At 56.5% G+C, this 14,943-nt stretch carries 13 protein-coding genes and 1 pseudogene; 6 read left to right on the forward strand and 8 right to left on the reverse strand.

Translation table 11 applies throughout. The annotated features are described in order from the left end of the window. Window positions 1-176: 176 nt before the first annotated feature. Window positions 177-1,091, forward strand: coding sequence for a LysR family transcriptional regulator (locus CFU_RS01885; RefSeq protein ID WP_041741088.1), 915 nt, complete (start codon window positions 177-179; stop codon window positions 1,089-1,091). Here CFU_RS01885 and CFU_RS01890 read toward each other — a convergent pair. The 3 genes from CFU_RS01890 to CFU_RS23595 form a co-directional block, all read right to left on the reverse strand. Next, window positions 1,070-2,173 carry an alkene reductase gene (locus CFU_RS01890; RefSeq protein WP_041741089.1) on the reverse strand — a complete coding sequence of 368 codons (1,104 nt, stop codon included), beginning with the start codon at window positions 2,171-2,173 and terminating at the stop codon, window positions 1,070-1,072. The two genes, CFU_RS01885 and CFU_RS01890, sit on opposite strands and share 22 nt — an antisense overlap. 40 nt (window positions 2,174-2,213) lie before the next feature. Then, window positions 2,214-2,774 (reverse strand): ester cyclase, encoded by a 561-nt coding sequence (locus CFU_RS01895; protein WP_041741090.1) that lies wholly within the window; start codon window positions 2,772-2,774, stop codon window positions 2,214-2,216. 403 nt (window positions 2,775-3,177) lie between these two features. Further along, on the reverse strand, window positions 3,178-3,633 hold the full coding sequence (locus CFU_RS23595) for a PhzF family phenazine biosynthesis protein (protein WP_081466389.1): 456 nt from the start codon (window positions 3,631-3,633) through the stop codon (window positions 3,178-3,180). Here CFU_RS23595 and CFU_RS01900 point away from each other — a divergent pair. Next, window positions 3,595-3,855, forward strand: a pseudogene (locus CFU_RS01900) (IS21 family transposase); the annotation flags it as partial. The gene CFU_RS23595 and the pseudogene CFU_RS01900 overlap by 39 nt on opposite strands. 248 nt (window positions 3,856-4,103) lie before the next feature. Here CFU_RS01900 and CFU_RS01905 read toward each other — a convergent pair. After that, window positions 4,104-4,985 (reverse strand): LysR family transcriptional regulator, encoded by an 882-nt coding sequence (locus tag CFU_RS01905; protein WP_041741091.1) that lies wholly within the window; start codon window positions 4,983-4,985, stop codon window positions 4,104-4,106. Between the two features lie 183 nt (window positions 4,986-5,168). Between CFU_RS01905 and CFU_RS01910 the strand changes: the two genes are divergently transcribed. Further along, the gene (locus tag CFU_RS01910) at window positions 5,169-5,918 is read left to right on the forward strand and encodes an SDR family NAD(P)-dependent oxidoreductase (RefSeq protein WP_014004357.1); all 750 of its coding nucleotides are present in this window, start codon (window positions 5,169-5,171) and stop codon (window positions 5,916-5,918) included. A gap of 205 nt (window positions 5,919-6,123) precedes the next feature. On the opposite strand, the gene CFU_RS01915 is transcribed toward CFU_RS01910, so the two are convergent. Continuing rightward, window positions 6,124-7,347: an ABC transporter substrate-binding protein gene (locus tag CFU_RS01915; RefSeq protein ID WP_190275216.1), complete on the reverse strand. Its 1,224-nt coding sequence runs from the start codon at window positions 7,345-7,347 to the stop codon at window positions 6,124-6,126. Window positions 7,348-7,475: 128 nt separating this feature from the next. Here CFU_RS01915 and CFU_RS01920 point away from each other — a divergent pair, with 128 nt between their 5' ends. Then, on the forward strand, window positions 7,476-8,369 hold the full coding sequence (locus tag CFU_RS01920; RefSeq protein ID WP_014004359.1) for a LysR family transcriptional regulator: 894 nt from the start codon (window positions 7,476-7,478) through the stop codon (window positions 8,367-8,369). A gap of 362 nt (window positions 8,370-8,731) precedes the next feature. On the opposite strand, the gene CFU_RS01925 is transcribed toward CFU_RS01920, so the two are convergent. After that, window positions 8,732-8,974: an Atu4866 domain-containing protein gene (locus CFU_RS01925; RefSeq protein ID WP_014004360.1), complete on the reverse strand. Its 243-nt coding sequence runs from the start codon at window positions 8,972-8,974 to the stop codon at window positions 8,732-8,734. A gap of 130 nt (window positions 8,975-9,104) precedes the next feature. Then, a complete protein-coding gene (locus CFU_RS01930; RefSeq protein ID WP_041742926.1) occupies window positions 9,105-10,175 on the reverse strand; it encodes an aldo/keto reductase in 1,071 nt (356 codons plus the stop codon). A 238-nt stretch (window positions 10,176-10,413) separates the two neighbouring features. Here CFU_RS01930 and CFU_RS01935 point away from each other — a divergent pair, with 238 nt between their 5' ends. Then, on the forward strand, window positions 10,414-11,295 hold the full coding sequence (locus CFU_RS01935) for an AraC family transcriptional regulator (protein ID WP_014004362.1): 882 nt from the start codon (window positions 10,414-10,416) through the stop codon (window positions 11,293-11,295). Window positions 11,296-12,492: 1,197 nt separating this feature from the next. Here CFU_RS01935 and glmS read toward each other — a convergent pair. Further along, window positions 12,493-14,310 (reverse strand): glutamine--fructose-6-phosphate transaminase (isomerizing), encoded by a 1,818-nt coding sequence (glmS, locus tag CFU_RS01940; protein WP_014004363.1) that lies wholly within the window; start codon window positions 14,308-14,310, stop codon window positions 12,493-12,495. A gap of 163 nt (window positions 14,311-14,473) precedes the next feature. On the opposite strand from glmS, the gene CFU_RS01945 reads away from it, so the two are divergent. Next, entirely contained in the window at window positions 14,474-14,938 is a 465-nt protein-coding gene (locus CFU_RS01945; protein ID WP_014004364.1) for an Lrp/AsnC family transcriptional regulator, read from the forward strand. The last annotated feature ends 5 nt before the right edge of the window (window positions 14,939-14,943 follow it).

The following is a 14,943-nucleotide window of genomic DNA, read 5'->3' on the forward strand; positions in this document are numbered from 1 at the left end:
TAGATAGCGAATGCAGCGATTTTGTGCGAGGGGCGGTTGGCTTTGCGGCATTGCGGGCTAACATTGCGGCCAACGCAATTGTGGAAAAAAAACGGTGAATGCTTAACCTTCGATGCCGCCGCTCAGCGGCGTTTCCGGCTATACAAGCGATAGTGACTATTCAACCAGGACCGTCCATGGACCGACTTAGTGTGATGAGATTGTTTGTCGATGCTTCGACGCTAGGTAGTTTTTCCGCCGCCGGGCGCAAGCACGGCTTGTCGCCGGCCGCCTCCAGCGCCGCCATCCAGCGCCTTGAAACGACATTGCGGGTCAAGCTGTTCGAACGCACCACGCGCCGCCTGCGGCTGACCGAGGAAGGCCAGCTTTATAAGGAATACAGCCAGCAGGCGCTGGAGCTGATGGACCAGGCCGAGCAGATGCTGCAGGCGGGCAAGAGCCTGGTGCAGGGCACAGTCAGGATTTCAGCGCCATCGGACCTGGGGCGCAATCTCCTGCTCAGCTATCTCGACGAATTCCAGCGCCGGTATCCGCAGGTGCAGTTCGCCTTGTCGCTGACCGACTCCACCGCTAACCTGGTGCAAGACGATATCGACCTGGCGATCCGCTACGGCATGCCGCCCGACAGCGCCATGGTGGCGCGGCCGCTGTTGCCGAACCGGCGCGTGGTCTGCGTCGCGCCGGAATGCGCGGCGCGCGTCGGCGTGCCGCAGACGCCGGAGCAGCTGGCCAGCCTGCCGACGCTGGTGCTGTTCAACGCCGCCGGGCCGATGAACGAATGGCGCTACCGCGCCGGCGGCAAGCCGAAAGCGGTGCGGGTCAGCCACTATCAGCAGAGCAACGACGGCGAAATCATCCGCAAATGGGCTTTGCTCGGCTACGGTTATGCCTACAAGTCCCTGCTCGATATCAGCGCCGATTTGCGGGCTGGCCGGCTAATCACGGTGCTGGACGAATTTTTCACTGAAAGCGCGCCGCTCAACGTGCTGTATCACCGCAGCAGCTTCCAGCCGCCGCGAGTCAAGCTGCTGATCGAGTTTTTGCAGGAGCGCTTCGCCGCCGGCTCGGCTCAGGCAGAAGCCGGCGGATAGTCGGTATACCCGGCGCGCTCGCCGCCGAACAAGGTGGCGCCATCGTGGCCAGCCAGCGGCAGCTTCTTTGCCAGCCGCCGCGGCAGGTCGGGATTGGCGACAAACGGCCGGCCGAACGCCACCAGGTCCGCCAAGCCCTGTTCCAAGATCTGGGCGGCACGGTCGCTGTCATAACGGCCGGCGACGATCAGGCTGCCGCTGAACACTGCGCTCAGGTCGTGGCGGAACTGGTCGGGAATGGTGGGCGCATCGTCCCAGTCGGCTTCCGAAAGATGGATATAGGCGATGCCGAGGCGGTCCAGGCCGGCGGCGGCGTGCAGGATGGCCGGCACGATTTCCGGATCGGCCATGTCCTTGAAGGTGATGTAGGGCGCAAGCCTGATGCCGAGCCGATCCGCACCGATTTCGTCGGCCACGGCAGCCGCCAGTTCCAGCAGGAAGCGGGTGCGGTTTTCGATGGCTCCGCCGTACTGGTCGTCGCGCTGGTTCGATACTGTGCGCAAGAACTGGTCGACCAGGTAACCGTTGCCGCCATGGATTTCAACGCCGTCGAAACCGGCGGCGACGGCGTTTGCCGCACCTTGCCGGAAATCGGCGATCACATCCTGGATTTCAGCCACCGACAGCGCGCGCGGCACCGGGCAATCGACCATGCGGCCGATGCCGTCGTCGCCGACGATCCAGACCTGGGTGCCGCGCGGCTGTATCGCCGAAGGCGCCACCGGCGCGCCGCCGTCCTGGAATATGCCATGCGAGACACGGCCGACATGCCACAGCTGCAGGAATATCTTGCCGCCGACGGCATGCACGGCATCGGTGACCAGCCGCCAGCCGGCCACCTGCGCTACATCATAAATGCCTGGCGTGAAGGAATAACCCTGGCCCTGGCGCGAAATCTGGGTCGCTTCGCTGACAATCAGGCCGGCGCTGGCGCGCTGCGCATAATATTCCGCCATCATGGCATTCGGGATATCGCCCGGTTGCGAACTGCGGGCGCGTGTCATGGGCGCCATCACGATGCGGTTGGAGAGTTGCAGGTTACCCAGTCGCACCGGGTCGAACAGAGTGTTTGCTGATGACATGATTAAGTTTCCTAAAAGAAGGAAGATCAAGGCTGCGGAATCAAGGCCGTATTGCGCCGAATTGCTGCATCAGGCTCAGGTTGTCTTCCAGATGCCAGTTTTCGGCGATGCGGCCGTCGGCGATCCGGTACAGGTCGAAAGCTTGGAAGTCGATTGCCTGGCCCTTGCCCTTGAGCTTCCCGAACTGGCCGCTGAAGTGACCGCGGAAGTGGAGATGGAGCGAGACGCGGTCGTCGGCGACCACCATGTCGTTGATCTCTACGGTCAGGTCCGGCACCGCGCCGCGAAAACCTTGTGATGCCTGCAGCGGACCGGCTACGCCTTGAAGGCGTCCGGCCGGCAAAGTGCGGTCAATGAAATCCGGCGACAGCGCTTGCCGCGCGTATTGTTCGTCGCCGGTGTTCCAGAATGCGGCATAGCGGCGAGCTGCCAGGACCATCGGGGCCGCATCGGCAGGGTTGCCGGCAATTGCTGCGTGATGTGGTTCAGGCAGTTTGCTGTCATCGGCTTGCGCCGCCTTGCTGCATAGGGCCAGGCCCAGGACTGATGCAGCCGCAGCCGCCGATAGCTGGCGCCGAGTGGAAAAAAGTGCTGATGTCATGAAAAAAATCCTCGCTGTTGATTGAATGGTGTACCAATGGAGGCATTTTCCGTTCAAGCGAGGATTTTGATAATTAGGCCCGATATTGAATCATTTGCTTGTTCTTGTTGAATATAACCAGTCGGGCGTCGAAGTTTCCAACTGAGCTAAGTGATCAATGATTGGTTGATCAATCCGCAGACTTGCATCCTCAAAGTCCCGCTATTATTTTCCGCGTTGCAAAGCCCACGCCAACATTCCGTTGAGCGCCAGGCATAGTGCCAGTCCCCATTCAGTTATCCCGTTTTCCACCTTCGGCGGCAGCGCCTAGCGGTGTTGCGGGAGATACGGTGTCCAATCAATTTTTGATGGTTCGAAGTCCAACCCACGTTCTGGCTTACCGGTCGTTGCCAACCTTACGCGATTAGGCTGACGGGATTTCAATCGTTCCTTCTAGATACTGAACCGCAGCCCCTGAAACATAAACACGATTATCTTCAACACGGCATCTCAGTAATCCCGTACGGCGTGATACTTGCAGTGCTACAAGATTATTTTTCCCTAGCCTACTAGCCCAAAACGGAGCAAGACCGGCGTGTATTGAGCCTGTCACCGGATCTTCTTCCCCGCCATTGGCCGGCCAAAAATAACGTGAGACAAAATCATGATATTTCCCTGGAGCTGTAACTACCACATCCAATGGGCCAAGTTCAATGAGCTTTCGCAGATCAGGCACAACATTCTTTACTTCCTGTTCATTTTCATAAATTGCGAAGTAAGCCTGTTGGCTTTTCAAAACCTCTTTCGGTCTGATGGATAGTCCCTCGATCAAGCTTGAAGGTATCCGACCGAAGACACGAAAGCCTTTCTGGACGGCCATCTTGCCGCCTTCGCGTTTCTCGGTGGCGTGCCGCAATCGATTCTGTACGACAACACCAGGATTGTGGTCGCCAAGATATTGGGCGATGGCCAGTGTCGACGGACCCAGGCCTTTGCCGAGTTGCAGAGCTATTACCTGTTTGAAGACAAATTCGGACACCCCGCCAAGGGCAACGACAAGGGCAAGGTGGAAGGGCTGGTGAGCATTTTCGCATTACGTTTCTGTCGTGATTTCTGAACGTAGAAAAATGTGATATCCAATAAATCTATAAGAAATACGGCCGCATGCGCGCCGTCCTTGCCGCTATCGTAACTCCCTATTGGCCGCGCAGCGTGCCGCAGGACGACCTCGTAGAGAGATGGCTGACGCAGTTTGTTCGCGGCGAGTGACGCCAATACATTGGACAGCAAGGTAGATCGGCAGATGAAACTGCATTGGCGATACTTGAGTAGCTCGAAGGTTGCTGAAATCTACTCGAAGCGTTCAACCAGAAAGTCGATTAAGGCTCGCACCTTCGTCGGCAGGAATCTTCTGCTTGAGTAGACAGCGTATATGGCATGCGCTCCCGCGTCCCAAGCCGGGAGCACTGGAACAAGCAATTTTCGATCTATCGCGTCACTAACGAGATAGTCCGGCTGGCGTATGATGCCGAGCCCTGCAATCGCTGCATTCGCCAATACGGTGCCGTTGTTCGCCCGAAACGTGCCAGAAACCCGTACCTTCTCTTCTGTACCATCACGCATGAATGGCCAGTCTGCTTCCTGAGATGAATACGAGTAGGTAAGACAATTGTGGCTGGCTAGATCTTGCGGTATTTGCGGAACGCCTTGTTTTTTGAGATAAGACTTCGACGCGCACACGACGATGCGGACATCAGCGATCTTACGCGCCACCAGCCCTAGATCAACGCGAGGTCCCATTCGAATCGCGATATCGAACCCCTCTTCGACCAGGTCCACGACTCGGTCGTTGAGAACGAGGTCCACCTTGAGCCCAGGGTGCTTGCCCAAAAACTCAGTTATCAGCTGCCCCATGTCAAGCACACCCAGGCCGACCGATGTAGTCACTCGCAAGGTTCCTCTGGGAACCGAGGCTCGCTGAGCCGCGGAGGATTCAGCCTCTTCGATCATTGCAAGAATCTGTGATGACTGCTCAAGGTAATCGGCGCCGGCCTCTGTCAAGGATAGTTTTCGCGTCGTACGATTGAGCAGGCGCAAACCGAGGTGAGCCTCGAGCTGCGCGACATAGCGGGTCGCCATGCCATTCGATAGGCCCAGTTTCTCCGCAGCGCTCACGAAGCTACCTGCATTCACAACAGCGCTGAAGACACGCATACCAGTTAGAACGTCCATGCGCACAATTATTGCATATTGGTAAGCAATATATTTAATATTTGCAAGTTTATCTACTTGCTATCACATGATGTAATGTCCCCTCACGTTAAATGGAATGCGCGCCCGACAAGTCGGGACGCGCAATGTCTAGGAACAATCGGCTGCTCCGCAGCCTAGTGGATTCAATACTAAGGAATCGATATGACTAATCTTATTGGTAAGGTCGCCGTTGTTACAGGCGCTTCAAAGGGCATTGGCGCAGGAATTGCAAAAGGACTTGCAGCAGCCGGTGCCACAATTGTGGTCAATTACTTGTCCGACCAGGAGGCGGCAGGCCGCGTCGTCGATGAAATCACTAGAAGTGGCGCCAAAGCCATCGCGGTTCAGGGTGACGTCTCGAAGACGGCTGACGTGAAGCGGCTCTTCGACAAGACTTTGGAGTCATTTGGCCGGCTCGACGTCCTGGTCAACAATGCCGGCATTTACAGGTTCGGGGCCATTGATGCATTCTGCGAGGAAGACTTCCACGACCAGTTCAATGGAAACGTGTTGTCGGTCTTCCTGGCAACCCAAGAGGCGGTAAAGCACTTTGGCCCCGAGGGCGGCAGCATCATCAACATCGTGACCGCCGGAGTTTCGCTCAACGGGCCCTATTCGTCAGTCTACGCCGCTACGAAGAGTGCGGTGGTAACGATTACGCGCGTCCTGGCAAAGGAGCTTGGTAGTCGGAAGATTCGCGTCAACGCCATTGCCCCAGGCAGCACCGAGACCGAAGGTGCGCAACAAGCGGGCTTCCTCGGTTCTGAGATGGAAACGCAAATGATTGCGGCAACACCGCTGGGTCGCCTTGGCAAGCCGAGTGACATTGCTCCCGTCGCTGTATTTCTGGCTTCCGACGAGTCAGGCTGGATCAGCGGCGACACGATCTTCGTGTCCGGAGGCTTGAAGTAGATATTGTGAGGTCCGGTCCCTTGGCTGGTCATTTTTAAGCGAAGCATTCAGCCTTAAAGGGCGGCGCATTTTCTTGCGCCGTCCCGCCCTAGGGGAGAGTTAGAGATCACACTTCGATTTGATATGTAACAAGTATCCGACACCCAGTTTATAGATCATCATTCCCTTTCTTTTTTTCCTGAACGCTATGCATAGGTATTGCGCCTCATCTACGCTGGAATGCATCTTCGCCCGCCAGCGTTGCGATAGATTCGTAGTAATCCCATTCGCTACTCGACTGCGCCGGCGCTTTAACGCGAAGGAGATGCATGTCGTGCAGCAAGACTCCATCTTCGCGTAGTCGGCCTTTCTTAATATACATATCGTCAAATGACACGCGCCGCAGATGTGTAAGCACGTTACCAAGATCGGTCGTACCAGTCGCAGCGACCGCTTTCAGGTATTGGAGCGCTGCCGAGTAGTCGGCAGCATGGAGCGAAGAAGGCATCCGTTGCCGACGAGCGAAGAATCGCTCGGCCCAGCGACGTGTATCTGCATCGCGAGTCCAGAACCAGCTGTCCGCAAGGTACAGTCCTTGTGCCTTCGCCAATCCCATGTGGTGGATGTCGTCGATGAAGGTGAGGAGACCAACGAGTTTCATCCTCTGCGCCAGCCCCAGCGTATCGACCGCCGCCATCGCTTTTAGCAACTCTGCATGGCCATTCGCGAGTCCTATTACTTGGGCATCGCTATCGAGCGCTAATTTCAGGTAGGGAACGAAGTCATCCGCATCGTGCGGGTTGATGGCCGTGCCAACGACTATGCCACCAGCAGCCCTGACCGCAGCGCTTCCGTGCTCCTGGAGTTCCCTCCCGAACGGATAGTCGGCGGTGACATAGAACCACCGCCGTAGTCCTTGGTGCGTCAACAGCACGCCAGGCACAGTGGCAAGCGCGCCGGTATCATAGGCGTATTGAATGATCGCGGGGTTGGCACGCTCACGCGTCTGCACAGAGGTGCCCGCCCCCACGACAAAAACCAGTTTGCCATGCTCCGCAGCAATCGCAGTCATCGCCAGACTCGTATCTGAGTTGACGCCGCTGATCAACATGTCCACGCCGTCGTGCGCGCACCACTGACGCGCGATCGCGGCAGCGCGCTGTGGGTCGTTCTGGTGATCGCCAAGAACAAGTTCTACGCGTCGGCCGGCAACAGTTTCGCCCATGTCTTCGATCGCCATGCGGATAGCTTCAGCGCCAGCGGGACCGTCCACCTCCTGATACGGACCAGAAAGATCGGTGCAAAAACCGATACGGATCGGATTGCCAGCCGCGGGCGAAGCCCGTTGCGCCCACGAGAGCTGTGGCAGTATTCCGGCAACCATTGCAGCAGAGCCTATCTTGATGGCTTGGCGTCGGCCCATCATTGTTTTCTTGTTACGGTTTTTCATGTTATTACTCCCAATGTCATTGATAGAATACGCATTTGATACATTCGATATTGCGTAGTCTAAAGCCCGAGGGAAAATAGATAAATCCACGTACAATGAATTCATTAAACGTAATAATCGAATAATCAATGGATCGCTTCCTTACCATGCAGTTGTTCGTCCAGGTGGCCGAGCTGGAAAGCTTCAGGAAGGCTGCGGACCGCCTCGGTATGCCTCCATCAAGCGCCAGTACGGCTATCCAGGCTCTCGAGCGGCAGGTCGGCGTACGATTATTTCAGCGGACGACCCGACGAGTGAAGCTGACGGCGGAAGGCTCGCAGTACCTCGAAGCCTGTACCCGGGTGCTTGCCGATCTGAATGACACGGACGCCCTGTTCACAGGTCCAAAAAATAATCCTCGTGGAGTTGTCCGGGTTGACCTGCCGGAGCGACTTGCGCGTTTGGTCATCATTCCTGCCCTGCCTGCGTTCGTCAGGCGTTATCCGGATATTCAGATCCGGCTGGCCACGCGTGGCCAGCTGGTCAACCTAGTGGGTGAAGGCGTCGATTGCGCAGTACGTGTCGGCTATTTGGCGGATTCGGCGTTGGTAGCAAGGGGCATTGGCATGCTCGAGCAGATCAACTGTGCGGCGCCCTCCTATCTGGAGCGTCAAGGCACACCGCACACGCTGGCCGACTTGCAGCATCACCTTACAGTGAACTATTTTTCCGATCGTACTGGCAGCAACCTGCCGTGGGAATATGTCGAACACGGCCAGACAAAAACGGTAAGGACGCGCGCCGCCATTTCAGTCAGCAGCAGCGAAGCTTACGTTGCGTGTTGCCTCGCTGGCCTTGGTCTCGCCCAGTTACCTCGCCGTACGATAGAAGACCATCTCGCAAATGGCCAACTCGCTGAAGTGATGCCGGATTATCGAGCCGCACCTTTACCGGTGTCGGTTGTTTATCCGCACCAGCGTCAGCTGGCTCCGCGTGTGCGCGCGTTCGTCGACTGGGTTGCCGAGGTCATGGCGTCATCCTGAACCTATGGATGTTCGCCAGTTTGTTTGCGCGCGCCTCCGGAATCAATTCTGGTAATTGGGCGCGATTGATCAACAAGGTAGTTTCAGACCGCCACAATCCCAATCACGACTGCGCGGATTTAATGGCAATAATTGGGAACCGGGAAGCTCTTTTTATTTCTGAAAAGTCTGATCGTCGAGCCCAATCCGCAAATGAAGTTAACAGGTAATTCTCGTTGCGTAATCTGCAAATGATTGAATGTTTTTTATGCAACGAGAGCGGCTCGTGAATTGGCCTCCGTAGAAACCACGGATTTGTGAAGCCACCTGTATCCGTCAGCCTAGTGAGTACGTTCGAGATTACCGCCGGCGCTGATGCCTGCTTACTTCTCACGGTAAAAAATCATTCCGCCATGATGGAGTTCGTCGTTGCTGACAAAGGCGCCGTCTGCCGTGAATCCTGTGTCGTCCCAGTAGTCAACATGGTTGCCTTTTACTTCATATCGGCCTTGATACATACTCTTTTTGGCGCCCCGCGCCTCGTCATAGCGTCCGTTTGATAGCAGTTCCTGGCGTATTTTGCCGTCTTTGGTGACCCACATGCCGACGTAAGAATGTTTCTTCATAGTAGTTTCGTAATCTGTTTTGTTTGTGGTCTATCTGTTAGTGACCGACGCCGCCGTACGCACGTATGTGCTGCAGGCTGCGCCGATCAGGGGGGCTGATTAGTCAGGCAGATGCGCTGCGAACCACGCTTCAGTTCCTGCCGGCCAGCCTGGCGCTACCGAAGATCAGCTGCTGCGCCATCGGGCGTCCGACAAAGCACTCGGGGAAGATTGGTGCCGGCGCACTAGCTTCATTCAGGCGAGCCAATTGATCCTCATTCAGAGCCACTTCCAATGCGCCCAGATTGTCTTCCGCCTGTCTTAACGTACGCGCTCCGATGATGGGAGAGACGACGCCCGGATTGGTTAGCGTCCAGGCGATTGCGACTTGCGAACGAGATACGCCCAGTTCCTCTGCGATTACACCGACCACATCGGCAATATCCAGGGAGCGCTGGTTGAGATGTCCCGACGATGCGATTACACCTTTGCGGCTGGTGGCAATATCCGCCCCGTTTTCATCGGAGAGATCGGCACGGCTATACTTGCCGGTCAGAATGCCGCCGCCAAGCGGTGACCAAGGTAGCACGCCAAGTCCAAGGGCTTTTGCCATGGGCAGAAGCTCATGTTCCACGGTTCTTTCCACCAGGCTGTACTCGATCTGCAGCGCAACCAGTGGCGACCAGCCCCGAAGATCGGCCAAAGTTTGCAGTTCCGCCACGCGCCAGGCCGGTGTATTGCAGATACCCAAATAGAGGATCTTTCCCATACGTACCAGATCGTCCAGCGCACGCATTACTTCATCGGGCCTGGTCGTGAAGTCCCAAGCATGAACGTACATCAGATCAATACGATCCGTGTCCAGTTGGCGCAGACTGGTTTCGACCGATCGCACGAGATTGAAACGGTGGTTGCCGCCAGAGTTGATATTGGCCATATCACGGGCCATCGTGAACTTAGTGCCAAGTACGATCTGGTCGCGCTTGCCTTTCATAAAGCTGCCTAGAATTCGCTCGGAGGCCCCGTTCGTATAGTTGACGGAAGTATCGATGAAGTTGCCGCCGCGATCCACGTAGGTATCAAAGATGCGCCTTGCCTCTGCGTCATCGGCGCCCCAGCCCCAATCGGAGCCGAAGGTCATCGTGCCAAGCGACAGCGGCGAAACACGAAGGCCGGAGCGCCCGAGAAGGCGGTAATGGTTAAGCGAGGTCGGTGTGGTCATGATCGTTCTCTCTGTATGGATGTGATTGATTTGAGGAGCTTTCTGCGTGGCACTGCTGTTCAGCCAGGCCCTTGGCAAGGACCACGGGGCCGGGTTGAAAAGCATTCTTCGCTTGGGTCTATTCTCTTGATTTCAGGGGGAACACCGGTAGACGGAATTTCCGGTAAACTTGCACGATCGTCCGAAGCCGATCAAAAAACAGACCTTCGGATACTAGAAATTTGTGGAATAAAGCCCTATGTCTCAAATTGATCTGTTCAGGAATGTAATCGCCCGGCATGCGCTAGCGGACGGCACTTTTGAATGCGCCCTGCCCGGAGTGAAGCTAATCCGCTATTCGGCGCCGACGATGCCGATGCCGGTTATTTACGAGCCGACGGTATGTTTCGTTGCACAGGGATGCAAGCGTGCCTCGCTGGGCACCAGTGTCTTTCACTATGATCCGGCCAGCTATCTGGTGGCATCGGTCGGGCTTCCTGTTGTGGGCACCGTTGTCGAGGCGACTTCGGAGCATCCCTACCTGTGCCTGCAACTTGACCTCAACTCCCCGGAGCTCGCGGAGCTGGCGTTGAAGCACCCTCGTCAGGGAGGGGGCGCCGTCCCGGCGGGGCTTACCCTCAATGAAATGACTTCAGGCCTTCTCGATGCCGTCATACGCCTCGTCACGCTACTGGACACGCCTGATGATCTTGAGGCGCTGGGGCCGCTGGCGGTGCGCGAGGTCTTCTATCGGCTGCTTTCCGGGCCGAGCGGCGACGTCATTTACGCGATCACGCAATCCGATAGCCGGCATGGGCAGATCGCGCGGACGATCCTCTGGATCAGGGCGCATTTCAAGGAGGTTTTTCGTATTGACGACATCGCCAAGATTGCCGGGATGAGTCGTTCGACGTTTCATGACCACTTCAAGGCCATTACGGCAATGAGTCCACTGGAATTCAGAAATCAGTTGAGAATGCAGGAGGCGCGCCGCCTGATGGTTAGTGACGGCCTCGATGCGGCGAGCGCGGGCTATCAGGTGGGCTACGATAGTCCCTCCCAGTTTAGCCGCGACTATTCACGCATCTTTGGTGCGGCACCCGCAAAGGACGCCAGCCGGTTTCGACTAGCAACCAAATGAGTTTCTCGTCAGCCTTTGAACTCACCAGCCGCGACTGTTAGGTAGGGGCAATTTCGCAAGCAAAGGCACAGCCATACGTGATAGACAGCTTGCGACCCTACCTTATCGTTCGAATCTGGCTCAGGAGGATTGCTCTCAACGGCAAGCGATTACTTTAGATTTTGCCGCATGCTGCTTGATAAAGGAATGTCTGGTGAGAAATGATCCTAAAAACATCGTCGGTTGAAGCGATGACTTGCGATCAGCTCACAACTGCTCAGAAGCTGGGAGCAGATTTATTTTTTGCAGGTCACAGCAGTTGGGGCTTCGGAATGGCTGTAAACACTCACCATGACAAACCGTGGAACGTGCCCGGGGCGTTTTGGTTGGGACGCTGGTTTCGGTACTTCTGCTTACTCAGATCCGAAAAACGATTTTATCGGAATCCTATTAACTCAAAAACTAGTAGATTCGCCCGAATCTACGGCGGTCTCAACCGATTTCTGGAGTCACGCGTACGAGTCAATTCGGCATGCAAACCAACAGTAAGACGTTGTAGTTTTGACAGCATCAGCATGCATCCAACTGGTGTTATTCATTGCCTTCATGCTGCCGATGGATATGAATGTTGATGTTCCGCTGCAGTTAGCATCTTTGTTCTACGAATCGGCGCGCAGTTGGCAACTTTATTGGCCAGTTAGCATCTTTGTTCTGAAGGACCAGTTACGACGCACACAACGAAACGAATGACGACAGAAACTAAGCATAAAGCCAGTGTTGCCTTGAGTCTGGTGGCATCGAATTGCCAGCCGATGGCATCACACCGCTGATAAGCGGCGTGTTTTTTCATGCCGGGGAAAGCTGCGCGACACGGTTTCAGGGCAGGAAGTCGTCGACTCGATTGGCGGGATGATCAGTAATGTTGGCGAGCACATGACGCAGAGAAGCCTCGGGGGCGACCCGTTTTGGTGGGCTAAGCGAATTTCTGGAAAACTGAATTATTCACGGCCGACTAATAATTTTCAATTAAAGCCGTCGCCCTAGTTAGCATCTTTGTTCTGAAGGACCACCAGCTTTTTCACCATGGGCAATAGTTTCGGATACAGCGCGTCAATATTGGTTTTTCAGCTTATTTAGGCCATGTGTACCCGAAACTATTTGGCCATGTGTATCCGAAACTAATTGATGTTCCCACGCTCGCATTCGTCGACGGCTACCCTACTCGACAGTCACGGACTTAGCCAAATTCCGAGGCTTATCCACATCCGTCCCTCGCGCCAGCGCCGTGTGATACGCCAGCAGCTGCAGCGGCACCACATGCAGGATGGGCGACAGCAAGCCATAGTTTTCCGGCAAGCGGATCACATGTACGCCATCGCTAGACTTGATGTGCGAATCGGCGTCGGCAAAAACATAAAGCTGGCCGCCGCGCGCGCGCACTTCCTGCATGTTCGATTTCAGCTTCTCGATCAGCGTATCGTTGGGCGCTACGGTCACCACCGGCATTTCTTCAGTCACCAGCGCCAGCGGGCCGTGCTTGAGTTCGCCGGCAGCGTAGGCTTCGGCGTGGATGTAGGTGATTTCCTTGAGCTTCAATGCGCCTTCCAGCGCGATCGGGTAGTGGATGCCGCGGCCCAGGAACAGGGCGTTTTCCTTGCGTGCGAAGGCTTCGGCCCAGGCTACGATGTGCGGCTCCAGCGCCAGCACGCTTTGCAGCGCGGCAGGCAGGTGGCGCATGGCTTTCAGGTGAGCGGTTTCTTCTTCTTCGCTGAGGCGGCCTTTGCTTTGCGCCAGCGCCAGGGTCAGCAGGAACAGCGCCGCCAGCTGGGTGGTGAAGGCCTTGGTCGAAGCGACGCCGACTTCGACGCCGGCGCGGGTGATATAAGCCAGCGCGCATTCGCGCACCATGGCGCTGGTGGCGACGTTGCAGATGGTCAGCGTGTGCAGCATGCCGAGTGAACGCGCGTGTTTGAGTGCGGCCAGAGTGTCGGCGGTTTCACCGCTTTGGGTGATGGTGACCACCAGCGAATTTGGATTCGGTACGCTGTCGCGGTAGCGGTATTCGCTGGCGATTTCGACGTTGACCGGGATCTTGGCGACCGATTCGATCCAGTATTTTGCAGTCAGGCCGGCATAGTAGCTGGTGCCGCACGCCAGGATCAGGACTGAATCGATCTGCTTGAACACATTGAAGGCGCCGTCGCCGAACAGTTCCGGCATGATGCCGGTGACGCCTTCGAGGGTGTCGGCAATTGCCCGCGGCTGTTCGAAAATTTCTTTCTGCATGTAGTGCTGGTAAGGTCCCAGCTCAACCGCGCTGCTGTAGGCAAGCACGGTCTTGACTTCGCGTTCGACCGCTTTGCCGGCGGCGTCGACGATCCAGACGCGCTGCAGTTGCAGGTCGACCACGTCGCCCTCTTCCAGGTAAATGATCTGGTCGGTGGTGCCGGCCAGCGCCATGGCGTCGGAGGCGACGAAGTTCTGGCCTTTGCCGACGCCGACGATCAGTGGCGAACCCTGGCGCGCGGCGACCACGCGATGCGGCTCGTCGACGCAGAACACGGCGATGGCGTAGGCGCCGGTCAGGCGCTTCACGGCCTGCTGCACGGTGGCGAACAGGTCGCCGCTATACATGTGGTCGACCAGGTGGGCGATGACCTCGGTGTCGGTCTGGCTTTCGAAGTGATAACCGGCGGCTTGCAGTTCGGCGCGCAGTTCGTCATGGTTTTCGATGATGCCATTGTGGACCAGGGCGATGCGGTCGCGCGAGAAATGCGGATGGGCGTTGTGGGTTGCCGGTGCGCCGTGGGTGGCCCAGCGCGTGTGGGCGATTCCGGTGAAACCTGAGAGGCTGGCTTTCTCGACCTGGATTTCCAGGTCGGCCACGCGCGAAGTGCTGCGCGAGCGCTGCAATTTGCCGTCTATATGCAGGGCGACGCCGCAAGAGTCGTAACCGCGGTATTCGAGCCGCTTCAATCCTTCCAGCAGGATGGGCGTGACATTAATCTGGGCAACTGCTGCGACGATACCGCACATGGCTTTCCTCATTGATCAAGTGAATGAGGCGTATCTTAGGCCAGCGCTTATGAAATAAGATTACTAAATTTGCATATATTTGATTGAATATTTCATGATATAAATCGTATGAAATATTATTCCATTTATATTTGATTTTATCTCATAAATTACACATTCCATCATGGATATCGTTCTGGACGAACTGGATAAGCGGATTTTGAATGCCTTGCAGGCCGATGCCGCCCAAACCAACCATCAGCTGGCGCAGCTGGTGCATGCCTCGCCGCCGACCTGTTTGCGGCGCGTCAAGCGCCTGACCGACGCCGGCATCATCCTGCGCCAGGTGGCGATTGTGGCGCCGGACAAGGTCGGCGCCGGCCTGACCGCGATTGTCGAAGTCACGCTCGACAACCAGGCGGCGGAGCGTTTGCAGGAGTTTGAGGTTGTGGTGGCGGATGAGCCTGCGTTATTGCAATGCTACCGGGTGTCGCCCGGGCCGGACTTCGTGCTGGTGCTGCAAGTGGCGGACATGGCGGCTTACCATGCGCTGGCGCACCAGCTGTTTGCCGCGCAAAAGAATGTGCGCAATGTGCGCACTTATTTTTCGATCCATCGCAGCAAGTTCGAGACCCGGCTAGCAGTATAAAAATT

The organism is Collimonas fungivorans Ter331 (assembly GCF_000221045.1).
GTDB classification, from domain to species: domain Bacteria; phylum Pseudomonadota; class Gammaproteobacteria; order Burkholderiales; family Burkholderiaceae_D; genus Collimonas; species Collimonas fungivorans_A.